This window comes from Pseudomonas sp. 7P_10.2_Bac1, from assembly GCF_025465935.1.
In the GTDB taxonomy this organism is placed as follows: domain Bacteria; phylum Pseudomonadota; class Gammaproteobacteria; order Pseudomonadales; family Pseudomonadaceae; genus Aquipseudomonas.
This window is the reverse complement of the sequence record NZ_JANLNV010000007.1, coordinates 132,555-152,890: the sequence shown is the minus strand read 5'-3', so window position 1 is coordinate 152,890 and position 20,336 is coordinate 132,555. Positions and strand designations below refer to the sequence as shown.

22 protein-coding genes are annotated in these 20,336 nt (G+C 59.6%); 8 read left to right on the top strand and 14 right to left on the bottom strand.

All coding sequences use genetic code 11. The features are described 5' to 3' along the window. Nucleotides 1-104: 104 nt before the first annotated feature. The 7 genes from NTD86_RS01760 (at nucleotide 105) to NTD86_RS24285 (ending at nucleotide 5,182) form a co-directional block, all read left to right on the top strand. Nucleotides 105-569, top strand: coding sequence for a DUF3261 domain-containing protein (locus NTD86_RS01760; protein WP_262200455.1), 465 nt, complete (start codon nucleotides 105-107; stop codon nucleotides 567-569). Beyond that, nucleotides 566-1,753 (top strand): beta-ketoacyl-[acyl-carrier-protein] synthase family protein, encoded by a 1,188-nt coding sequence (locus NTD86_RS01755; protein ID WP_262200420.1) that lies wholly within the window; start codon nucleotides 566-568, stop codon nucleotides 1,751-1,753. Before NTD86_RS01760 ends, NTD86_RS01755 begins: the two co-directional genes overlap by 4 nt. Further along, nucleotides 1,750-2,217, top strand: coding sequence for a hotdog family protein (locus NTD86_RS01750; protein ID WP_262200419.1), 468 nt, complete (start codon nucleotides 1,750-1,752; stop codon nucleotides 2,215-2,217). The genes NTD86_RS01755 and NTD86_RS01750 overlap by 4 nt, the downstream gene beginning before the upstream one ends. Then, complete coding sequence (locus tag NTD86_RS01745) at nucleotides 2,210-2,938, top strand: 3-ketoacyl-ACP reductase FabG2 (RefSeq protein ID WP_262200418.1); 729 nt, start codon at nucleotides 2,210-2,212, stop codon at nucleotides 2,936-2,938. The genes NTD86_RS01750 and NTD86_RS01745 overlap by 8 nt, the downstream gene beginning before the upstream one ends. Then, nucleotides 2,938-4,164 carry a beta-ketoacyl-ACP synthase gene (locus NTD86_RS01740; protein ID WP_262200417.1) on the top strand — a complete coding sequence of 409 codons (1,227 nt, stop codon included), beginning with the start codon at nucleotides 2,938-2,940 and terminating at the stop codon, nucleotides 4,162-4,164. Before NTD86_RS01745 ends, NTD86_RS01740 begins: the two co-directional genes overlap by 1 nt. Before the next feature lie 16 nt (nucleotides 4,165-4,180). Then, nucleotides 4,181-4,624 (top strand): excinuclease, encoded by a 444-nt coding sequence (locus tag NTD86_RS01735; RefSeq protein ID WP_262200416.1) that lies wholly within the window; start codon nucleotides 4,181-4,183, stop codon nucleotides 4,622-4,624. 369 nt (nucleotides 4,625-4,993) lie between these two features. Then, nucleotides 4,994-5,182 (top strand): DUF6124 family protein, encoded by a 189-nt coding sequence (locus tag NTD86_RS24285; RefSeq protein ID WP_410016934.1) that lies wholly within the window; start codon nucleotides 4,994-4,996, stop codon nucleotides 5,180-5,182. Between the two features lie 267 nt (nucleotides 5,183-5,449). Here the strand turns inward: NTD86_RS24285 and NTD86_RS01730 are convergent, their stop codons facing one another. Then, entirely contained in the window at nucleotides 5,450-6,355 is a 906-nt protein-coding gene (locus tag NTD86_RS01730) for a LysR family transcriptional regulator (RefSeq protein WP_262200415.1), read from the bottom strand. A 220-nt stretch (nucleotides 6,356-6,575) separates the two neighbouring features. On the opposite strand from NTD86_RS01730, the gene NTD86_RS01725 reads away from it, so the two are divergent. Then, entirely contained in the window at nucleotides 6,576-7,754 is a 1,179-nt protein-coding gene (locus tag NTD86_RS01725) for an MFS transporter (RefSeq protein WP_410016938.1), read from the top strand. Nucleotides 7,755-7,774: 20 nt separating this feature from the next. On the opposite strand, the gene NTD86_RS01720 is transcribed toward NTD86_RS01725, so the two are convergent. From NTD86_RS01720 to hemE, 13 genes are all read right to left on the bottom strand, one after another. Further along, nucleotides 7,775-8,221 carry a type II secretion system protein M gene (locus NTD86_RS01720; protein WP_262200413.1) on the bottom strand — a complete coding sequence of 149 codons (447 nt, stop codon included), beginning with the start codon at nucleotides 8,219-8,221 and terminating at the stop codon, nucleotides 7,775-7,777. Next, nucleotides 8,218-9,279, bottom strand: coding sequence for a type II secretion system protein GspL (gene gspL, locus NTD86_RS01715; protein ID WP_262200412.1), 1,062 nt, complete (start codon nucleotides 9,277-9,279; stop codon nucleotides 8,218-8,220). The genes NTD86_RS01720 and gspL overlap by 4 nt, the downstream gene beginning before the upstream one ends. After that, complete coding sequence (locus NTD86_RS01710) at nucleotides 9,279-10,136, bottom strand: type II secretion system protein GspK (protein ID WP_262200410.1); 858 nt, start codon at nucleotides 10,134-10,136, stop codon at nucleotides 9,279-9,281. Before NTD86_RS01710 ends, gspL begins: the two co-directional genes overlap by 1 nt. Continuing rightward, nucleotides 10,133-10,693, bottom strand: a complete 561-nt coding sequence (locus tag NTD86_RS01705) for a type II secretion system protein GspJ (RefSeq protein ID WP_262200409.1) — start codon at nucleotides 10,691-10,693, stop codon at nucleotides 10,133-10,135. The genes NTD86_RS01710 and NTD86_RS01705 overlap by 4 nt, the downstream gene beginning before the upstream one ends. Further along, complete coding sequence (gene gspI, locus NTD86_RS01700) at nucleotides 10,686-11,054, bottom strand: type II secretion system minor pseudopilin GspI (RefSeq protein ID WP_262200408.1); 369 nt, start codon at nucleotides 11,052-11,054, stop codon at nucleotides 10,686-10,688. The genes NTD86_RS01705 and gspI overlap by 8 nt, the downstream gene beginning before the upstream one ends. After that, nucleotides 11,044-11,532 (bottom strand): type II secretion system minor pseudopilin GspH, encoded by a 489-nt coding sequence (gene gspH, locus NTD86_RS01695; RefSeq protein WP_262200407.1) that lies wholly within the window; start codon nucleotides 11,530-11,532, stop codon nucleotides 11,044-11,046. Before gspH ends, gspI begins: the two co-directional genes overlap by 11 nt. A 3-nt stretch (nucleotides 11,533-11,535) precedes the next feature. Then, entirely contained in the window at nucleotides 11,536-11,976 is a 441-nt protein-coding gene (gene gspG, locus NTD86_RS01690; RefSeq protein ID WP_262200406.1) for a type II secretion system major pseudopilin GspG, read from the bottom strand. A gap of 3 nt (nucleotides 11,977-11,979) precedes the next feature. Next, entirely contained in the window at nucleotides 11,980-13,179 is a 1,200-nt protein-coding gene (gspF, locus tag NTD86_RS01685) for a type II secretion system inner membrane protein GspF (protein WP_262200405.1), read from the bottom strand. Nucleotides 13,180-13,181: 2 nt separating this feature from the next. Then, nucleotides 13,182-14,654 carry a type II secretion system ATPase GspE gene (gene gspE / locus NTD86_RS01680; protein WP_262200404.1) on the bottom strand — a complete coding sequence of 491 codons (1,473 nt, stop codon included), beginning with the start codon at nucleotides 14,652-14,654 and terminating at the stop codon, nucleotides 13,182-13,184. Beyond that, on the bottom strand, nucleotides 14,651-16,567 hold the full coding sequence (gene gspD, locus NTD86_RS01675) for a type II secretion system secretin GspD (protein WP_262200403.1): 1,917 nt from the start codon (nucleotides 16,565-16,567) through the stop codon (nucleotides 14,651-14,653). Before gspD ends, gspE begins: the two co-directional genes overlap by 4 nt. Before the next feature lie 9 nt (nucleotides 16,568-16,576). Next, nucleotides 16,577-17,023, bottom strand: coding sequence for a type II secretion system protein N (locus NTD86_RS01670; protein WP_262200402.1), 447 nt, complete (start codon nucleotides 17,021-17,023; stop codon nucleotides 16,577-16,579). A 267-nt stretch (nucleotides 17,024-17,290) separates the two neighbouring features. Further along, nucleotides 17,291-18,766, bottom strand: coding sequence for an N-acetylglucosamine-binding protein GbpA (gbpA, locus tag NTD86_RS01665; protein WP_410016933.1), 1,476 nt, complete (start codon nucleotides 18,764-18,766; stop codon nucleotides 17,291-17,293). Nucleotides 18,767-19,089: 323 nt separating this feature from the next. Continuing rightward, nucleotides 19,090-20,157: a uroporphyrinogen decarboxylase gene (gene hemE, locus NTD86_RS01660; RefSeq protein WP_262200401.1), complete on the bottom strand. Its 1,068-nt coding sequence runs from the start codon at nucleotides 20,155-20,157 to the stop codon at nucleotides 19,090-19,092. Nucleotides 20,158-20,336 lie beyond the last annotated feature (179 nt).

Genomic DNA, 20,336 nt, shown 5'->3' with positions numbered 1-20,336 from the left:
ATGCCGCAGGCTGGGATGAGATCTTGGGAGACTTCAAAAAACGAGTTGCTCCGCAACCCTTCGCAGCCTTCGGCAGCAATTACACCATTTTTGTGGTGCTTGGAATGTTCCTGTTTGTGCTGTTAAGTGGCTGCACCAGCTTGCCCTTGCCCAAGCACACGCCCAGCCTGGCGTTGCCGATGCAGTTGCATGTCCAGCGCCAACAGGCCGACGAACGCCAGGACTGGTTGCTGGTGATTCAGCAACAGGACGCCGGGATACGCTGGTCGTTAATGGACCCGCTGGGGATTCCGCTGGCGCGGCAAGTACTGCAGAGCAATCACTGGCAAGCAGACGGTTTGCTGCCGCCAAACCCCGAGGCCCGGGAACTGTTCGCCGCGCTGCTGTTTGCACTCACACCTGCTGACCAGTTGGCCGACAATTACCCGCAGGCAACCTTCGATACTGATCGTCGTGCGCTCGAGCGCCGCTGGCAGGTGCACTATTCACAACCGCAGGTGTTTAGCATCAACATGAACAATGGCGTGCACTACACCCTCAGCCCACTCAACACCGAGACGGCCCCATGACTGCGTACCTGAATGCACTGGGCATTGCTTGTTCACTGGGCCGTGGGGCCAAGGACGTCGCGCAGCGCCTGTTTGCCGGGGACTGTTCGGGCATGCAGCAAACAGCCGGTTGGATCCCTGAGCGCCCGGTCGCGGTGGCGCAGGTGCAAGGCGAGTTGCCAGCAATCCCCGCACACCTTGCCCGCCACAACAGCCGCAATAATCAACTATTGCTTGAGACGGCGTTGCAGATTGGCGATGACATCGAGCAGGCGATCCAGACCTATGGCCGTGACCGCATCGCTGTCGTGCTGGGCACCAGCACCTCGGGTATCGACGAAGCCTCCCATGGCATTGCCCACTACGCGCAGCACCAGCATTTCCCCAGTGATTACGACTACCGCCAGCAAGAGCTGAGCGCACCGGCTGAGTTTTTGGCCGCGTGGCTGAATATCAGCGGGCCGACCTATGTTATTTCGACGGCTTGCACCTCAAGCGCCCGCGCCCTAATGAGTGCCCAGCGCCTGCTGCACATGAACCTGTGCGACGTGGTGCTGTGCGGCGGCGTCGACAGTTTATGCACGCTGACTCTCAATGGCTTTGCCGCCCTTGACGCAGTGGCCAATGAGCGTTGCAACCCGTTTTCGGTCAACCGTCGCGGCATCAATATTGGCGAAGGCGCGGCCCTGTTTTTAATGAGCAAACAGGCCCGCGGCGCGCAACCGATCGCATTACTGGGCGCAGGCGCCAGCTCGGATGCGCACCATATTTCTGCCCCCGAGCCCAGCGGCCGGGGCGCGGTCAACGCCATGCAGCAGGCCTTGAAGCTTGCAGGGTTGCAGGCCAGCCAGATCGGCTACTTGAACCTGCATGGCACGGCAACCCAGCATAACGACGCCATGGAAAGCCAGGCCGTGGCCCAGGTGTTCCCACAAGGTGTACCGTGCTCGTCAACCAAACCCATGACCGGCCACACCCTGGGTGCGGCCGGTGCGCTGGAGGCCGCGTTTTGCTGGTTGAGCTTGAACCACGGCAACACGTTGCCCCCACACATCTGGGATGCTCAGCCCGACCCGCAGTTGCCCGCGCTGAACTGGGTCACCCCCGGCCAAACCCTGGCCCCCACACATTCACGCTGCCTGATGAGCAACTCGTTTGCCTTCGGCGGTAATAACGTCAGCCTGATTATCGGAGACGCTCCATGATTGATTGGCCGCTCGCCGAATTACTGCCCCACGCTGGCGACATGATCTTGATCGATCAGGTGCTGGCATTTGATGAAGAAACCATTCAGACCCGCTTGACTGTCCGCCCAGGAGGGCTGTTTAACCGCGCAGACGGCAGCCTGCCGGCCTGGGTCGGCGTCGAGTTGATGGCGCAAAGCGTGGCCGCTTATGCCGGCTGCCGCGCACGTCTGGCAGGCAACCCCGTGGCGCTGGGCTTTTTGCTCGGCACCCGCAAGTTTGAATGCAACGTGGAGCACTTCCCGCTCGGCGCCGAGTTAAAAATCCACGCCGTGCGCTCGCTCGAAGACGACAACGGCATGGGCGTATTTGAGTGCCACCTGACCGGCCCACAGATCCACGCCACCGCACGCCTGAATGTGTTCCGTCCGCCTCAGGCTGAAAACTACCTTGCTCAGACATCTCAGGAGACTCGCCATGACTGAGGCCATTTTGGTCACCGGCTCTAGCCGTGGCATTGGTCGTGCTATCGCGTTGCGTCTGGCCCAGGCCGGTTTCGATCTGGTGCTGCACTGCCGCAGTGGGCGCAGCGAAGCCGACAGCGTAATGGCTCAAGTGCAAGCAATTGGCCGCAACGCCCGTGTTCTGCAGTTCGACGTGTCGGACCGTGCTCAGTGCCAGGAACTGCTAGAAGCCGATGTTGAAGCCCACGGCGCTTATTACGGTGTGGTACTCAATGCTGGGCTAACCCGTGACGGGGCGTTTCCGGCCCTCAGCGAAGACGATTGGGACGTGGTGATGCGCACCAACCTCGACGGTTTTTACAACGTCCTGCACCCGGTCATGATGCCCATGATCCGCCGTCGTCAAGCCGGGCGCATTGTGTGTATCACCTCGGTATCGGGCTTGATCGGCAACCGCGGCCAAGTCAATTACAGCGCCTCAAAAGCCGGGCTGATCGGCGCAGCCAAGGCCCTCGCCATTGAACTGGGCAAGCGAAAAATCACCGTTAACTGTGTGGCACCGGGCCTGATAGACACCGCCATGCTTGACGAGAATGTTCCCATAGAAGAATTGATGAAAATGATCCCTGCCCAACGCATGGGCACCCCGGAAGACGTCGCTGGGGCGGTCAACTTTTTGATGTCGGCCGAAGCGGGCTATATCACCCGCCAGGTGCTGGCCGTCAACGGAGGCTTGTGCTGATGAAGCGCGTCGTCGTTACCGGTATGGCCGGCATCACCTCGCTGGGCAGTGACTGGGCCAGCATTGAAGCCAATTTTGTGGCGGAGCGCAGCGGCATTCGGCGCATGGGCGAATGGGACCGCTTTACCGAACTCAACACCCGTTTAGCAGGGCCGATTGATGACTTTGCAGTGCCCCAACATTGGACACGCAAACAACTGCGCAGCATGGGTCGCGTCTCACGCTTAGCGGTCGGAGCGGCCGAACAGGCCCTGCAAGACGCAGGCCTGCTGGGCAACCCGATCATTCGAGACGGGCGCATGGGCGTGGCGTGCGGGTCGTCTACCGGCAGCACGGACGAAATCAAAGCCTTCGGCAACATGTTGCTCAACTCAGTCGCCGAAGGCCTCAACGCCAATAGCTACGTGCGCATGATGCCGCACACCACGGCGGCGAATATTAGTATCTTCTTTGGCCTTACAGGGCGGTTGATCCCGACCTCCAGCGCCTGCACCAGCGGCAGCCAGGGCATTGGTTATGCCTACGAAGCCATCAAGTTCGGCCGCCTGCCATTGATGCTTGCAGGAGGCGCCGAAGAACTGTGCCCTACCGAAGCCATGGTGTTTGATGCGCTGTACGCCACCAGCCTTAAAAACGACGCTCCGCACACCAGCCCGCGCCCCTACGACAGTGGTCGCGATGGCCTGGTGATAGGCGAAGGTGGCGGCATGCTGGTGCTTGAAGAGCTGGAACATGCGCTGGCTCGCGGTGCGCACATTCATGCTGAAATCGTCGGTTTTGGCAGTAACGCAGACGGCCAGCACACCACCCGTCCCGAGATCAGCACCATGCGCAGGGCAATGGAACTGGCGCTTGAAGATGCGGGCATTGCCGCCCAGGCCATCGGCTATGTCAACGGTCACGGCACCGCCACTGAACAAGGCGACATCGCCGAAACCCAGGCCACTCATGAAGTGTTTGGCAAACACATGCCCATCAGCTCGCAAAAAAGTTTTTTAGGCCACACTTTGGGAGCCTGTGGCGCACTGGAATCGTGGTTCAGCATCGAGATGATGAACCGCGATCGCTATGTGCCTACGCTTAATCTGCAAGACGTTGACACACGCTGCGGTGAACTGGACTACCTGCGCGGCGAATGTCGCGTGATGCACAACGACTATGTGATGAACAATAATTTTGCCTTTGGCGGCGTCAACACATCGTTGATCTTTCGCCGTTGGTCATGAGGTCAAGGAGACCCCTATGCACATCAAAACGCTGGCGGCTGCCGCCCTTCTGCTGTCCGCCCTGCCTGCCGTGAGCCAGGCCCGCGACACTACCTTGTACCTGCCGTTTGATCAGGTGGTCACTGAAGCCATCAGCACCGGCAAAATCGACGGCAGCGTCAAGTTTTACCTGGCTGGCAATACGCCGAGCGGCAAGGTCAGCGTACTCAGCCCCGGCGCTGTGACAAACAAAAAGACCAACGCCTTCAACAAAACTGACTACCAAGCGTGTTCATGGGCGCTGCAATCGGCGTTGATCACCCTGCATGACGCGGCCAAAAAGGCCGGTGCCAACGCCGTGACCGACATCACCAGCTACTACAAACGCAACGAACGCAAAGACCCGAAAACCTACGAATGCCACGCAGGCGCGATCATTGCAGGCGTGGCGCTGAAAGGCGATTTGTCGAAGGTGAATTGAGGTCTTACGGCCAGAGGAACAGCGAGCGACACCACCCCCCCTGTAGGAGCGAGCTTGCCTCGCGAGCGTTTAAAAGATCAAAAGATCGCGAGGCAAGCTCGCTCCTACGGATTTACGATGTTCTGTGTAATTGGGGTATTTCAGATTGATCTCTGCGCGAGACTGACCTCTTTCCTTTGCAGGACTATTCCTAGAGAGTCCCTTTGCCTTGCGCCTGCCTGTTTCGATCGCTAGCCTGCGGTTCGTCATGCCTCATGGATGGCCGGACTTGCAAGTTCGAATAGCAAATGGTGAATCAAGCGTCACCGCCAAATACTCAGGTTTTATGGCGGTTGTGCGTGGGAGATCGTCAGGTCTGCCGGGTTCCTTTTGCCCCGGTCTTGCACACCCGAATACGAACAAAACCTCGAACACACTGACGAACTGTTGCGGTGCGCGCTTGCGACGGCGCATGCGTCGGCCGATAACATGCAAGGCCTGAACCGCGACGTGGCGTTGGCGGTAGTGCATTTGATTCATCGGGTCAAAGCGTCTGTGGATAAGTTATTGGCTGGGTAAAAACGTTCACAGGCTGCGATCTTTTGATCGTGGCCGTTGTGGAGGGCTTTACGGGGAGTGGCGCTGCCGATCGCAGCCTTCATGCCTCGCCAGCGACTACAGGGTTTGTATGCGCTACGCCACCCTGTAGGAGCGAGCTTGCCTCGCGATCTTTTGATCTTGGCCGTTGCATCCAAATACACCGCGTGGACGGGTTTACGGCCACCGCGCTGCCGATCGCAGCCTTCGTGCCTCGTCAGCGACTACGGGATTTGTGTACGCCTACCGTTATGCGTTGGAGGGTTTCACCATCTTGCGCGTCACCAGTTCCGCAAACGCTTTGGCCATTGGCGAGGGGTTGCCTTTGCGTTGCACCAGCCACACGGCGGTGCTGGCGTCTGCGTCGAGCAAGGGCCGATAGACTACGCCTTTGATGCGCATGTGCTGGAACGACGCGGGCAGTACGGAGACGCCCAACCCCGCTGACACCAAGCCGATAATGGTCATGGCTTCGCCCGCTTCTTGGGCGATGTGCGGGCTGAAACCGGCTTGGCGCGCCAGGCTCAGCAGTTGCGCATATAACCCGCTGCCGTAACTGCGCGGGAAGAAGACGAACGGTTCATCCGCCAATGCCCCAATGTAAAGCCCGTTTTCACTGCCTTCGGCCAGCGGGTGTTCGGCCTGAATAACCGCCACCAAAGGCTCGCTGAATAACTCCACGGCCACCAGCGAGTCTGCCAAGGGGAACGGGCGCATCACGCCGATTTCAATCGATTCTTCTACCAGTGCCTGCGCCACGTCGCGGCTGCTCATTTCCAAAAGGTTTAAGTGCACCGCCGGGAAGGCTTGGCGGAAGGCAAAAATGGCCCGCGGAATGCTTGAGTTGAAGGGCGCTGAAGAGGTGAAGCCAATTTTCATTTCGCCCAGTTCACCCAGTTGCGCACGGCGGGCGACGTCGGCGGCTTTGTCGACTTGCGCCAATACCTGGCGCGCTTCGTCAAGGAACAATCGTCCGGCTTCGCTGAGGGCGACCCGACGGTTGGTACGGTCGAAAAGCCGCGCGCCCAACTCTTCTTCAAGGGCCTGTATTTGCTGGCTCAAAGGGGGTTGAGAAATACCCAGCAACTGGGCGGCACGGCCAAAGTGCAGCTCTTCAGCGACGGCGATGAAATAGCGTAAATGGCGCAGTTCCATGCAAACTCCATTGAGTCGTTAAACCTATCAAACAGGTCGAATAATATATTGGAAAGAATCGTTAGCTGGCTATATTCTTTTGTCACTGCCGTTTGGCTGCTCGCGTTATGAGGTCCCCGTGAAAACTGCTGTTGCCCCGCTCGCTCACGAAATCCCGCCCACTGCGCTGGATGAAGTTGTCGCTCAACTCAATGAAGGGTTTATCGAGAAAGGCACACCGATGTTCATGCGCACGGTGCTGGCGCTGTTCTCGGGGGGCTTTGCAACGTTTGCCCTGCTCTATTGCGTACAGCCGATGATGCCGCTGCTGTCCCACGAATACGGGATTAACGCCGCGCAAAGCAGCCTGATTTTGTCGGTGTCGACGGCGATGCTGGCCATCGGCTTGTTGATCACCGGACCTATTTCTGACGCCTTCGGCCGCAAGCCGGTGATGGTGACGGCGTTGTTCAGCGCCGCGATTTTCACGATGCTCAGCGCGCTGATGCCCAGTTGGGAAGGCGTGCTGATTACCCGAGCGCTGATTGGTTTGTCGCTCAGCGGGCTGGCCGCCGTGGCCATGACCTATTTGAGTGAAGAAATTCATCCGCAACACATTGGTCTGGCGATGGGCCTGTACATCGGCGGCAACGCGATTGGCGGGATGAGCGGGCGTTTGATCACCGGCGTGTTGATCGACTTTGTGAGCTGGCACACCGCAATGCTGGTGATCGGCGGGCTGGCGCTGATCCTGGCCATGGTGTTTGTGAAGATCCTGCCACCGTCGCGTAATTTCCGCGCACAGACCATGAACCCGCGCAGCCTGTTGAATGGCTTCACCCTGCACTTTCGTGACGCCGGTTTGCCGTGGTTGTTTCTCGAAGCGTTTTTGTTGATGGGCAGCTTTGTGACGCTGTTCAACTACATCGGTTATCGCTTGCTCGCCGAGCCTTACAACATGAACCAGGCCGTGGTGGGCTTGCTCTCGGTGGTGTACCTGTCGGGCATTTACAGTTCGGCGCAAATTGGCGCACTGGCTGACAAGCTCGGCCGTCGCAAGGTGCTGTGGGCGGTGATTGTGCTGATGTTGGCCGGTATCGCATTGACCATGTTTGAGCCTGTCGCGGTGGTGATTATCGGCATGCTGCTGTTCACCTTCGGCTTCTTTGGGGCACACTCGGTGGCCAGCAGTTGGATCGGCCGTCGTGCAACCAAGGCCAAGGGGCAGGCCTCGTCGCTGTATCTGTTCTGCTATTACGCCGGGTCGAGTGTGGCCGGTACTGCGGGTGGTTTTTTCTGGCATTACGCCGGCTGGAACGGCATCGGCGCGTTTATCGGCGGTTTGCTGGTGCTTGCCCTGCTGGTGGCGCTGCGCCTGGCCAAGCTGCCCGCGTTGCCCGGCAATACCAAGAACGCGTAAGAACGCAGCAGCTACAGAGGTTATGGGTTGTTGATCTGTAGCTGCACCTGCAGAGCCTGGCCGCTTTTTTCCAGGCTCAGGCTTTCGAACTCGGCGCCTTCTTGTTCGATACGGTTAAGCCACTCCAAAGCCACTAAGGCATTGCCACTCAAGGTGATGCGTAATACCTGGTTGTCCATCTCAAACTGCTGCACGTTCAGCCCCGCACTCGCGGCGCTTTCGCTGAGGCGGCTGCTCAAGGGCTGCGTGTAGACCCGGGCCGCGCGCGTGGGCCGCGCTCGCTGAACATCCGCCGCCTGGGCAATGCGTTGGGCATACAGCGTTTGCGCCGCCGTCAGCCGTTGCTGCGCGGGTTGCCATACGCCATAGAAGGCAAAGACGGCCAGTAGAAATACCCCAAGCACTGCGCACAGTTGGCGGTCACGGCGTGGCAGTTGCAGCCAGCGCTCACGCACACGGGCCTTCATAAAACGTCCTCCAGGGTGAGTAAAGCCTGCACCCGATTGCCCTGCTGGCTGGCGTTGCCCACGGTAATCGGCAGTGCACTTTGCAGGCCACGCTCACGCAATTGCTCAAGCTCGGTAAAGCTGTTGGCGGTGATGTTCAAGGTCCAGCCAACAGTAGCGCGCCACTCCATGCGTTGTACGTCGACGCTGCTGGCACCAATCACTTGTTGTGTTAACTGCAGCAACCGGGCCATGTGCCCGTTTTGCAGGGCCGCGCTTTGTTGTTGCAGGGCTTTGAGTTGCGCAGACAAATCCACGATGCGGGTTTGCTCGGGGTACAGGCTTTTAAAGTGCTGCTCGCTGAGTGCGTAAACGCGGGCCGCTTCGTTCTCAAGGAAACGGCTGCGCAGCTGGCTCGCACCCACGGCCATGGTGAAGATCAGCAATGCGGCAACACTGACACCCCGCCAAGGCAGCCGTTGTGACGTACGCCGAAACTCACCTTGCAGCAGGTTGATGGCGCCAAGCGGCGTACTACCAGGATTAAAGGTGTGCTCGACCGCTGTACCGAGCGGCCCGTCTTTCAAGGCCTCCAGCGTCTGAGGGTTTAACGCCAGGCGTAGGTCCAACGCGCCACCCGCCAACCAGCGCCCGTCCCACCATGCGATGCTCGGTTGCTCGCGCGGCAACAGATCGGCATCCACGTACACGCTGACAACGTTTAAACCGCGCTCATGCAACAGCGCCAACAGGTTTTTGAAACGCTGGCGATGAATCACCAGCAACGGGTACCGGCGCTGTGCATCAACAGGTCCGACGGCGATGTGCAGTTCATCAAGGTCGTCCGCCAGTTGATCTTCCACCGCAAAGGCCAAAGCCTGAACGCTGGGGCGGCGTCTGCCCGGCCAAGGTTCGGTCAGCAGCCAGCTGCACATTTCCATGGGCAGAATCAGCTGCACTTCGTGCGCGCCCAGCCTCTGGGCGGCCTCGCTCAGTGAGGTTTCGTGCGCGGCTTTTTCGCCGTGCCATAAGTAGACCCGCGCATCGCTATGAGCGCTGAGATAAAGCCGGCTGTTCATCAAGAAGGTTCGCTGTGTTCAGGCGCTAAAAAGCGCCGCTGGAGAAGGTGCCATCGGCCGGTTTTGAGGTCGCGGGCCATATCGCTTTCGAGGCGCAAACGGCTTTGCCCCATACGTACGTGGGTGGTGATGCGAAACCAGCGGCTGCCGGTGCCAAGCCCTGCGGCCTGAAGCCCCTGGCCGATCAACGCCGGAGTAAAGGTGAAATCCTCAACGCTGGCGTACCCCTGCAACGGGCGCTCGCTCAATAAGCGACGGGCCATGCTCGGTGTCACACCTTCTAGAGTGGCGAGCAACGTGGCGCCAGCGGTGTTGATGTTGAGCGTCGCGTCTTTGCCCAACAGGGCGATCCAGGGGTGCATACGCGCGTACCAGCGGGCGTCGACGCCCGGCACACTGCGCAATTGGCTGATGTCGCTGAGGTTCAGGCCTTGCAGCGCGCTGGTATCTACGGGCGGCAGGTCGAGCTGGGTTTGCAGGCGTAACCAACGCTGTTTCAAGGCCTCGTCGACAGCACCTTGAGTGAGCAAGGCGCTGATGTTGAAACGGGCGGCCAAGTCTTCGATTTCGACTTCAATGTGACCGTTGTCGATCAGCCATTCGGGCTGCCCGATAGCCCAGGCCTGGCCTGCTGCAACAGGCAGCTTGGGGTCTGCCAGCAACGTGTACAAACGCTCTCGCCCCCAGGCTTCACCGGCAAACGCCGACTGGCGCAATTGCAGTTGATGGAGTTGCTGAGCGCTGCTGTGCAAGGCCAAGCGGTGGCTGCGCAGCATGCCGGCGGTCACCAACAGGGCAAGGCTCATCACCAGCAGCACAGTGAGCAATGCAATGCCTTGCTGCCCCTTGCGCATCATTGCCCCTCCGGCAGCAGCATCACGCGGCGAAGCTGTTCAAATCGCCCCGTCGAGAACTGCATTTCAAGCGCCTGTGGCAGACCCTTGGGAGCCGCTTTGCCAGTAGGCCAATCGGTGCGCCAACCCGCAGCGGGGTCGTACAGCCGCCAGCGCAGATCGCGTACGTCAGTGAGCAGTTTCTGCTTTTGCAGTTCGCCGCCTTCCAGCCCCTGGCTGTAGCGCCAGAGCTCGCCATTTTCGAGTTTGTAACTGACGTCTTGCAGTTCGCTGCGCGGCTGGCCCAACGGGTTGCGCCAGTTGGCGCGGCGCACGTTGAGCTGGTTGGGATAAAGCGCTAGCCCAGGCGACGTGACCGAGGTCTGCAGGTGCATCACATCGCGCTCAATCAGCGCCACCGCGCGCTGCAAACCGCGCAAGGTTTGCTCGTGGACGCTGCTGCTGCGTTCGGCGCGCAGCACGCCGTCAAACAGCCGCCAACAGGCCACGCCCAGCAAAGCAAAAATGGCAATGGCGATCACCAGTTCGAGCAACGTAAAGCCCGCCTGCGGCTTAGTCATGCTGGCGCGCCAGCCAGTGCGTCACGTTGAGCAAAACCTGATCACTGCCCGCCGGGCTGACGCTCAGTTGCACCCGTAACAGGCCCGTCGCGGGCTCGCTGGCGATGTGTTGAAGCAGGCGCCAGTCACGCTGGGCAAAACGCTGGTGGAGTGTTTTTGAGCCCATGACCAGGGTGGCGCTCTGCAGGTGCAGTTCGCTCAAGTGGTTGTCTGCCAACCAGCCCGCCAGCAATCGGGTTTCAACCCGGGCACTTTGCCCCACAACGTATTGGCTGGCCGACATGACGGCTGCCGACAGGGTCGCGAACACGGCCAGGGCGATCATGACTTCCAGCAAGGTAAAGCCTTTTTCAGCGCGCATCCGTAACCTCGGACGCTTCGAGCAACGGGTTGCCCAGGCCATCGCTGTAGAGGCTCTGCCAGCGCAGCGGCGGGCTCTCGAAGTGCAAGGCAAAGGGGGTGTTTTCATCACTGCTGAGCCATAGCAGTTGCGGGGTTTGATCACCTGCGGCAAGGCTGTGCACACGCCCCTCCAGCACTAGGGTCAGTTGCACGCCAGCGGGCAGTGTTACCGGCGCTTCGATGGCCTGCCAGGTCGTCCCTTGCAGGCGCATCTGTTGATAGGCTTCGGGCTCCAGTCGCAAGCCGTACTCCTGCCCCTCCAGCACGGCCTTTTCACGCAGCCCCTGCATCAGGGCGAGCATGACCTGCGCTTCTTGCCGCGCATCACGGGCCCGTTTGTCACCCTGGCTGATGTGCACCATTGAGACCAGCACGCCAATCATCACGATCACCACCATCAGTTCGATCAGGGTGAAGCCCAGCGATGAATCGCGCATGCCTCAGTTGCTCCAGTTGCCAATGTCCGCGGCATAGCCTTCACCGCCCTGCACACCGTCCGCCCCCAAGGAGAACACGTCATACCCCGCCGAGTGGGTGCCGGGGTTGAGGTATTGGTACGGCGTACCCCAAGGATCGACCGGCAGGCTTTTGAGGTAACCCTGCGGGTTCCAGTTTTTCGCCAGCGGCGTGCCGGACGGGCGGGTCACCAACGCCTCCAGGCCTTGCTGGGTCGAGGGGTAGTTGAAGGTGTCGAGGCGGTACATTTCCAGGGCAGTGCTGATGGCCTGGATGTCGGTGTGCGCCGCAGTGACTTTGGCCTGGTCAGGGCGACTCATGAACTGTGGCACGACAATGGCGCCCAACACGCCGATGATGACCACCACCACCATGATTTCAATCAGGGTAAAGCCACGTTGAGTTGATTTTCGAAGGGTGTTCATCGGTCAATTCACCAGTTGATTGAGGCTAAGGATCGGCAACAGGATGGCCATGACGATCAGCAAAACCACGCCGCCCATCAGCACCAACATGATCGGTTCAAACAAACTCACCACCAGCGCGATGCGCGCCGCGAGGGTTTTTTCCTGCTGTTCGGCGGCCCGCGCCAGCATGCTGTCCAGCTCGCCAGCACGCTCACCGCTGGCAATCAGGTGCAGCATCATGGGCGGGATGTCGCCGCTGCGTTCCAGGCCTCGGGCCAGCGTTGCGCCTTCGCGAACCGTGCGGGCGACATCGAGCATGCGATGGCGAATGGCGAGGTTGGCAATCACCGTGGCCGAGATTTCCAAGGCATCCACCAGCGGCACGGCGCTTTTGCCCAGGATCGACAAGGTGCTGGCAAAACGCGCCGCTTCCATGGCCCGCAGCACCCCGCCGACCATAGGCCAATTGAGCAGCAGCGCATGCCAGCGCAGTTTCAAGGCTGGCTGCTGCAACGCCCAGCGCGCCGTGCCAAGACCGGCGAGCAACAGCAGCAATAACAACCAGCCGTAGTCACGCAAACCATTGCTCAGGGCAATCATCGCTTGGGTCAGCGTGGGCAGCGGCTGGCCGCTGTTCACGAAAATCTTGACCACGTCCGGTACCACGTAGCCAAGCAGGAAGCCGACGATGGCAAACGAAGCAATCAGCAGAATCAGCGGGTACACCAGCGCCAGCTGGATCTTCTGACGCGAGGCATGACGGGCTTCGGTGTAGTCAGCGAGCTGTTCGAGCACGTGGGCCAAATGGCCGCTGCGCTCGCCCGCCGCGACAGTGGCGCGAAACAACTCCGGAAAGGCCCGGGGGAACGCTGACAGCGCCGTCGCCAGCGCATGGCCTTCGGTGACGCGGTTGCGCACAGCGAGCAGCACGGTGCTGACGTGGCGCTTGGCACTCTGCGCCGCCACCGCGCCCAAGGCTTCCTCAAGGGGTAAACCGGCATGGATCAAGGTCGACAGCTGCCGCGTGACCAAGGCCAGATCGGTAACACTCAGCCGCCCCCGTGAACGCGCCGCACGGTGTGTTCTGGCTTCGCTCAATTGGCTCGGGCGCAAACCGCGGTCGCGCAACAGTTGACGCGCATGGCGCGCACTGTCGGCCTCTAACTGGCCTCGGCAGTCGCGCCCGTTGGCGTCCTGTGCCCGGTACTCAAAGGTCGGCATGTTCAGTCCTCCAGGGTCACGCGCAGCAGTTCGTCAAAGCTGGTCAGGCCTTGGAGCACCAGGCGCTGGCCGTCTTGAAACAAGCTGGGGCCGTGCTCGCGCGCCACGCGTATAAGGTCCGGCTCGCTGGCCCCTTGGTGAATCAGCTCGGCCAGTGCCGGGGTGATGCCCACCAGTTCGTAAATCCCGGTGCGCCCGCGATAGCCCTGCTGGCAATGGCGGCAGCCCTGCGGCTGGTACAAGGTGACGCCAGCCTGTGGATCGAGCCCCAGCCGCTGGCATTGCTGCGGGTCGGCGCGGTAAGGGGTTTTGCAGTCGGCACACAGGGTGCGCAGTAAGCGCTGGGCCAGTACACCGACCAGCGAGGACGCCAGCAGATAGGCATCGACGCCCATGTCGACCAGGCGGGTGACCGCGCCTACAGCGCTGTTGGTGTGCAGGGTCGACAGCACCAGGTGCCCGGTGAGCGAGGCTTGTACGGCGATGTCAGCGGTTTCGTGATCACGGATTTCGCCGACCATGACCACATCCGGGTCCTGCCGCAAAATCGCCCGCAGACCACGTGCGAAGGTCATGTTGGCTTTGGTGTTGACCGGTGTCTGGCCGATGCCGGGGAGGTGGTATTCCACTGGGTCTTCGACGGTCAGGATGTTGCGGGTCGGGGCGTTGAGATGGCTGAGTGCGGCATACAGGCTGGTGGTTTTGCCCGAGCCGGTAGGCCCGGTGACCAGGAATATCCCGTGGGGACGGGCCAGGATGTGTTCAAAGCGGCTCAGGGTGGGTGCGGGCATGCCCAGACATTGCAGGTCCAGACGCCCGGCCTGTTTGTCGAGCAGGCGCATCACCACGCGCTCGCCATGGGCTGAAGGCAGGGTCGAGACGCGCACATCGACTTCATGCCCGGCCAATCGCAAGCTGATACGGCCGTCTTGCGGCACGCGTTTTTCAGCGATATCCAGCCGCGCCATGACTTTGATCCGCGACACCAGCAGGTTCGCCAGCTCGCGTTTTGGCCGCAGCACTTCGCGCAACTGGCCATCGATACGCATGCGCACCGACAAGTAATGCTCGAAAGTTTCCAGGTGCACATCCGAAGCTTTCTCGCGCATGGCTTCACGCAGCAGCGCGTTGATCAAACGAATGATCGGCGCATCGCCCTCCTGCTCCAGCAGGTCGGCGGTTTGTGGCACTTGCTCGGCCGCGCTCATCAGGTCGAGCTCGCTGTCGAGCCCCTGCGCCACTTGCTCGGCCGCGCTTTGCCCGGCGCTGTAGCTGTGGGTCAGGCGCTCACTGAAGAGCGCATCCGGCACCCGCTGCAGCAGCACCTCTTTGCCCGCCCAGCGCTGCACTTCGGCCAGCACGGTCAGCGGCGTATCGCTGCGTATCAACAGGCTCGCAGGCTGGGTCGAGGTGTCCAGCAGCACCCCGAAACGTCGAGCAAAGCTGTAGGGCAAGCGCACCGGCGGCTGGCTCATGGGCGGTCAGCTTTGGGCCGGCGCAGATCGACGGCATCCGGGTCTTGCAGATTGCCGTCAAACATCTGGTGCGGGTCTTTGGGCAGCAACAGCGAGTTAGTGTCTTTGGACGACGGTTGGCTGAGGTTACGCAACGCGTTGTAACGATCTTCGCTGATCTCGCGGATATCGTTTTTGCTGCGCACGATGGTCGGGCGCAAAAACACCATCAGGTTGGTTTTGGTGTGGGTGTCTTTGTTCCAGCGAAACAGCGCGCCCAGATAAGGAATGTCGCGCAGCAACGGTACGCCGCTGACCTGAGTGCGCACGCTGTCTTTGATCAAGCCGCCGATGACAATGATTTCGCCATCTTCGGCGAGGATGGTGCTTTTGAGGGCGCGCTTGTTGGTGATCAGGTCAGATGAATCCACGCCTTGCAGTGAAGGGGCCAGTTCGGAGTTTTCTTGTGCAACCTCTAAGCGCAAGGAGCTGCCGTCATTGATGTGCGGCTTGATTTTGAGGCTGATGCCGATGTCCTGGCGGGTCACTGTGGTGAACGGATTTTGCGAACCTTCGCCCGTGCCCGTGTAGGAACCGGTCTTAAAAGGGACGTTTTGCCCCACCAGAATCTCGGCTTCCTGATTGTCCAGCGTCAGTAGGCTGGGTGTGGACAGCACGTTGTTGTTGGTGTCGCTGGCCAACGCTGAAATCAGCGCATTGAAGCGGTCACCGCCCAGTTGCAGCACCGCCCCTTCGGGCAGCGTGGGAGCGGGCCCCGAGAGTGCACCGATCTGGATATTGGTGCCCGGGAAGGTGATCGCGCCTTGAGCGCTGCCACTGTTCACTCCCCATTGCACGCCCAGGGTATTCACAATGTCGCCGGAGATTTCAACGATGGCGGCATGGATCAACACTTGTGAGCGTGGTTGGTCGAGCTGGCGCACGATACTTTCCAGGCTACGCACTTTCGCCGGATCGGCCATGATCACCAACGCATTCTGGCTTTCATCGGCGGCCACCATCACCTCGCTGGCCGAAGCCTTTGGCATGGCGACGGCCAGCGCGGTGTCTTGTTGCATGCCCTTGGCGACGGTGTCGAGCACCTCGGCCAATTGCTTGGCATCACTGTGACGAAGACGAATGACCCGCGAGTTTTCGGACTGCCGGGTCGGCTTTGTGTCCAGCGAGTGCGCCAGCCTGCTCAGGCGTTCACGCACCGCCTTGTTGCCCAGAATCACCAGGCGGTTGGCCGACGCATCGGCAATCACCTGGCTGCTCGGCCCTTCACTTTTTTTGCTCAGCGACTGCTGCATCACCTTGGCCACATCACTGGCCTGCGCATGGCGCAACTCGACCACCGAATAGTCATGCCGCGTGCCGCCATCCAGTTGACGTACCAGCTCGGCAATACGCCGGGTATTGGAGGCGGTGTCGGTAATGATCAGCGCATTGGCCGAGGCCGAAGGCCCGATATAACCGTTAGTCGATACCAGGGGGCGCAGCAGCCCCGCTACATCAGCCGCCACGCTGGCGTTAAGCTCGATAACCTGGGTGACGAAGGCCTGCTCGGAGCCATCGGGGTTGCCTGCGCGGGCTTTGGCCTCGGCGGCGGGGATGATCAATAAACGATCACCTTGGTCAACCACGGCAAAACCGTGTGCCTCCAGCACCGCGTAAAACAACTCGCGCACGCCTTCACGGCCCAGCGGTGCTTCAGACATAACGGTAATACGGCCCTGCACCCGAGGGTCGAGCACGATGGTGGCGCCCAATACCGATGACATTTCCTGCACGACATCGCGCAGCTCGGCGTCTTTCATTGCCAACTGCCAATACGGCTCATCGGCCAGCACATCGCTTTGCAACAGCGCAGTACTTAGCACAACGCTGCACAGTAAAAGACGGCCGATGCCGAACACGTAGTGCCTGGTCATGATGCTTCTCTAAGGTTGTTCGGCAAAGGGCCGCAGATATAGGGAGGTTGCCTGGGCCGGTGTGGCAGGCGTTTGGCTGGCGGGTAAAACATGTCGGCTCTGCGGTTTGAGCAACAGGCGTTCCTCGCGGTTGTTGCGCCACAGCACCACGTGCGACACCTCGACCCGCCGCAACACGCTGCCTCCCGGCAGCCGTTCGCCGACGCGGTAAAAGCGCGCTAGCTGGCTGCCCACCAACAACGCCTGCGACGCACCATGGCTGGACACAAGACTGGCCCGCAGCTCCAACGGCTCAGTGCTGTGTGCCAATGCGCCTTGAGGCGCAAGGCCCAGTACGCTGGCGATGGCCTCTGGCTGAAAGGGCTCAAGCGCAGGTACAGGCGCCGGGCGAGCGGGGACGATCATCGGCGCAGCCAGCGCCTGGCGGTATAACCACTCTTGCCAGGCTAAATGCACGCCATATCCAAAACACGCCCCCCACAGCAGCACCTTCAAGATGAGCGGTAAGTGGCGAGTGATGGCACCCGAAAAACTATTCAAAACCTTTTCATCTGCAAGCCATTAATAAATAAAAAACACTCACTGTTAAAACGAACCGTGTAGGAGCGAGCTTGCCTCGCGATCTTTTGATTGTTTAAAAAGATCGCGAGACAAGTTCGCTCCTACAGTTGTCGGTGGATAACGCTTAAATTAAAAACGTTATCCAGACTTGATCACGTGGAGTTACTTTTCAGTCCACGCCATGTTCCAGCTCGCACCAACACCCGGCTCGAAACCATTGGCGTTTGGATTGTATTGAATGCAGTAGCCCGAATTCGGGAACGGCTGGCACTCATAGACTTTGTCGTTCTTAGGTTGAAGTACCAACGTGCCGGCCTTGTAACCGGCAATGCCTTCAGGGAATACAAAGTCGTATTCCTGAGCACCGCCTTCACCGGTCAGGTTGATGGACTTGAGGTCCTGGAAGGTCTCACGCCCATCCTGGCTGCTCGCAATGAGCTTCAAGGAGTGCTCACCCGGTGCGCTGGTCACTGCAATGCTGACCGGCGACGTGGTGGCGTTGACGGTTTGCTTGGTGTAGCCCACTTGCTTGTTGGTAGCGTTGAACACCGTCGCTTCCAGCGTGACATTTTTGTTGGTCATGACGGTGAAGCCAACGGTGCCACGGCCTTTTTCCAGCACGTACTCCGGCGCGACGTCATGCAGGTGCAGGTAAGCACCCGGATCTGGCACCATCACAGTCTGCATCTCGTAGCGGGTCACACCGCTCTCGGGCTTCACGTAAAGGGTGTTCGCGCCTTTGATCGGCTCGATGTCACCGTTTTCATTACGCACGCCTGCACGCACTAAAGGCTTGTTCGCCGCGTTCACGGTTTCTGCCAATTTGTAGGACCAGTTGGCCGGCTGGCCTTCTTCCGGCTTTTCAATGGTTACGCCGAAGCTGTATTCAGCGCTCTCGGAGCTGCCGGTAAAGGCACGTGCCTTGACCGAATCACCTGGCTGCAGTGTTTGAGTTTGCGAGATGGAACCGACGTTTTTCCAGCCATCCGGGTCTGCGCTCTGCGCGGTGATGTTGACATCCACTACGTCATAGAACGAAGCGGCGGTGTCATCCACCGTCCAGACACCCAGAATAATGTGGTGGCCGCTGCGATCTGACGGGATCGAGCAACTGTGTTTGTCTTTGGCCTGGCCTGTACCGCCCGCAGCGCCGTCGATAGGCACGCCGCCGCCACCTTCAACCTGGCAGAACGGGGTCAGCTCAAAGCTGTCGCGGGAGATCGGCAGATTGGGGTTCCAGCCACCTTTGGTGATGAAGTACTGCCAGCGTGTACTTTTATGGGCAGCGGTATAGAACCAGCTGAATTCGATGTTGTGATCCTTGATTTCAGTCAGGTGCCAGCGATTGGCCGACTGGGCATCCAGTGCCGCGAAACTGGCATGACCGCCACTGGCGATCTTGCCGTCGGCTGGGCCGAACTCAGGGAATCCTTTTGGGGCTTCACCCACGGTCTGCGGTTCATACTGAGCCGGACCGCAATCAATGTTCAGCCCTTGCTGACAAGCATAAGCCCGTGATGGCGGTGAGTTCATGTAACCATGGGCAGCGGCTTGTTGAGCCGTAAACAGGGTTGCCATCAGCGTTAACGATGATGCGCACAGCATCAAGTTTCGAGACTTTGACAGTGCAATAGCCATATAACCCTCATTCTATTTTTTATATAAAAGATAAAACTTGCGCTTTCTGCTCAACGCACAGCGATATAAACAATGAGATATGACAGAAAGCGCCCTACCACGGGCAACCACAAAAAACTAAGAAACTTCCTACGTGACATCCTGAAAGCGTTAAATGATTTATGACTGCCCGAAATCAGGGTGGGAGATTTTGCCTATTCTGATAATTTAATATGTAGGACTATTCCCAAATACATATAAGAAAGATCCTAATTATTTTAAATGATAAAAAACGCCCGACTTTAGCCGGGCGTTTTAGGGAGGAGCGTTCTAGAGCACTGCACTTACTCGTGATATTGCCCCGAGAACTCATGCACAGCGCTGATAAACGCGCCAGCGTGTTCAGGTTTCACTTCCGGGGTAATACCGTGGCCCAGGTTGAATACATGCCCCGAACCTTTGCCGTAACTGGCGAGAATGCGCTTAACCTCGGTGCGGATCGCCTCGGGATTCGCGTAAAGCACGGTGGGGTCCATGTTGCCTTGCAGTGCCACTTTGTTGCCGACACGGCGACGGGCTTCGCCCAGGTCGCAGGTCCAGTCCAGACCCAGCGCATCGGCGCCGGCATCGGCAATGCTTTCCAGCCATAGGCCGCCATTTTTGGTGAACAGGATCACTGGCACTTTGCGGCCTTCATGCTCACGGATCAGCCCGCTGACGATTTTGCGCATGTAGGCCAGCGAAAACTCCTGATACGCCGCCGACGACAGATTGCCGCCCCAGGTGTCGAAAATCTGCACCGCCTGCGCGCCCGCGAGGATTTGGCCGTTGAGGTACGAGGTAACCGACTGCGCCAGCTTGTCGAGCAGCAAGTGCATGGCCTGCGGGGTGTCGTAGAGCATGGCCTTGGTTTTGCGGAAGTCTTTGGACGAACCGCCTTCAACCATGTAGGTGGCCAGCGTCCACGGGCTACCCGAGAAACCGATCAGCGGCACACGGCCGTTGAGTTCACGCCGGATGGTGCTGACCGCGTTCATCACGTAACCGAGGTCTTTTTGCGGATCCGGGATCGGCAGAGCTTCGATATCAGCCAGGGTGCTGACGACTTTTTTGAAGCGCGGGCCTTCGCCGGTTTCAAAATACAGGCCTTGGCCCATGGCATCGGGAATAGTCAGGATGTCGGAAAACAGAATGGCCGCATCCAGCTGAGGGTAGCGGTCCAGAGGCTGCAGCGTGACTTCGCAGGCGAATTCGGCGTTCTTGCACAGGCTCATGAAGTCACCGGCCTTGGCGCGGCTGGCGCGGTATTCCGGCAAGTAGCGGCCGGCCTGACGCATCATCCAGACAGGCGTTACGTCTACGGGTTGCTTGAGCAAAGCGCGAAGGAAACGGTCATTCTTGAGATCAGTCATGTCTGCATCCGGAAAAAAAGTGCGGGCATTTTCTCAGAGACAGACGCAAAAGGCACGGCAAGAGCCGTGCCTTTTATCTATGGGGTCGATTTGACGCGGGGTAACGCACTGTTTGCTGTAGGAGCGAGCTTGTCTCGCGATCTTTTAAACGATCAAAAGATCGCGAGGCTAGCTCGCTC

What these genes read in the sequence shown, in the direction of transcription:
- gspI (WP_262200408.1), bottom strand. Translation starts at nt 11,054, where the DNA reads ATGCGCGCTGAAAAAGGCTTTACCTTGCTGGAAGTCATGATCGCCCTG.
- gspG (WP_262200406.1), bottom strand. Translation starts at nt 11,976, where the DNA reads ATGAACACCCTTCGAAAATCAACTCAACGTGGCTTTACCCTGATTGAA.
- NTD86_RS01760 (WP_262200455.1), top strand. Translation starts at nt 105, where the DNA reads ATGTTCCTGTTTGTGCTGTTAAGTGGCTGCACCAGCTTGCCCTTGCCC.
- NTD86_RS01750 (WP_262200419.1), top strand. Translation starts at nt 1,750, where the DNA reads ATGATTGATTGGCCGCTCGCCGAATTACTGCCCCACGCTGGCGACATG.
- NTD86_RS01755 (WP_262200420.1), top strand. Translation starts at nt 566, where the DNA reads ATGACTGCGTACCTGAATGCACTGGGCATTGCTTGTTCACTGGGCCGT.
- NTD86_RS01705 (WP_262200409.1), bottom strand. Translation starts at nt 10,693, where the DNA reads ATGACTAAGCCGCAGGCGGGCTTTACGTTGCTCGAACTGGTGATCGCC.
- NTD86_RS01735 (WP_262200416.1), top strand. Translation starts at nt 4,181, where the DNA reads ATGCACATCAAAACGCTGGCGGCTGCCGCCCTTCTGCTGTCCGCCCTG.
- NTD86_RS01725 (WP_410016938.1), top strand. Translation starts at nt 6,576, where the DNA reads ATGTTCATGCGCACGGTGCTGGCGCTGTTCTCGGGGGGCTTTGCAACG.
- NTD86_RS01740 (WP_262200417.1), top strand. Translation starts at nt 2,938, where the DNA reads ATGAAGCGCGTCGTCGTTACCGGTATGGCCGGCATCACCTCGCTGGGC.
- NTD86_RS01710 (WP_262200410.1), bottom strand. Translation starts at nt 10,136, where the DNA reads ATGATGCGCAAGGGGCAGCAAGGCATTGCATTGCTCACTGTGCTGCTG.
- NTD86_RS01730 (WP_262200415.1), bottom strand. Translation starts at nt 6,355, where the DNA reads ATGGAACTGCGCCATTTACGCTATTTCATCGCCGTCGCTGAAGAGCTG.
- NTD86_RS01720 (WP_262200413.1), bottom strand. Translation starts at nt 8,221, where the DNA reads ATGAAGGCCCGTGTGCGTGAGCGCTGGCTGCAACTGCCACGCCGTGAC.
- gspF (WP_262200405.1), bottom strand. Translation starts at nt 13,179, where the DNA reads ATGCCGACCTTTGAGTACCGGGCACAGGACGCCAACGGGCGCGACTGC.
- gbpA (WP_410016933.1), bottom strand. Translation starts at nt 18,766, where the DNA reads ATGGCTATTGCACTGTCAAAGTCTCGAAACTTGATGCTGTGCGCATCA.
- gspD (WP_262200403.1), bottom strand. Translation starts at nt 16,567, where the DNA reads ATGACCAGGCACTACGTGTTCGGCATCGGCCGTCTTTTACTGTGCAGC.
- gspL (WP_262200412.1), bottom strand. Translation starts at nt 9,279, where the DNA reads ATGAACAGCCGGCTTTATCTCAGCGCTCATAGCGATGCGCGGGTCTAC.
- hemE (WP_262200401.1), bottom strand. Translation starts at nt 20,157, where the DNA reads ATGACTGATCTCAAGAATGACCGTTTCCTTCGCGCTTTGCTCAAGCAA.
- gspH (WP_262200407.1), bottom strand. Translation starts at nt 11,532, where the DNA reads ATGCGCGATTCATCGCTGGGCTTCACCCTGATCGAACTGATGGTGGTG.
- NTD86_RS01745 (WP_262200418.1), top strand. Translation starts at nt 2,210, where the DNA reads ATGACTGAGGCCATTTTGGTCACCGGCTCTAGCCGTGGCATTGGTCGT.
- gspE (WP_262200404.1), bottom strand. Translation starts at nt 14,654, where the DNA reads ATGAGCCAGCCGCCGGTGCGCTTGCCCTACAGCTTTGCTCGACGTTTC.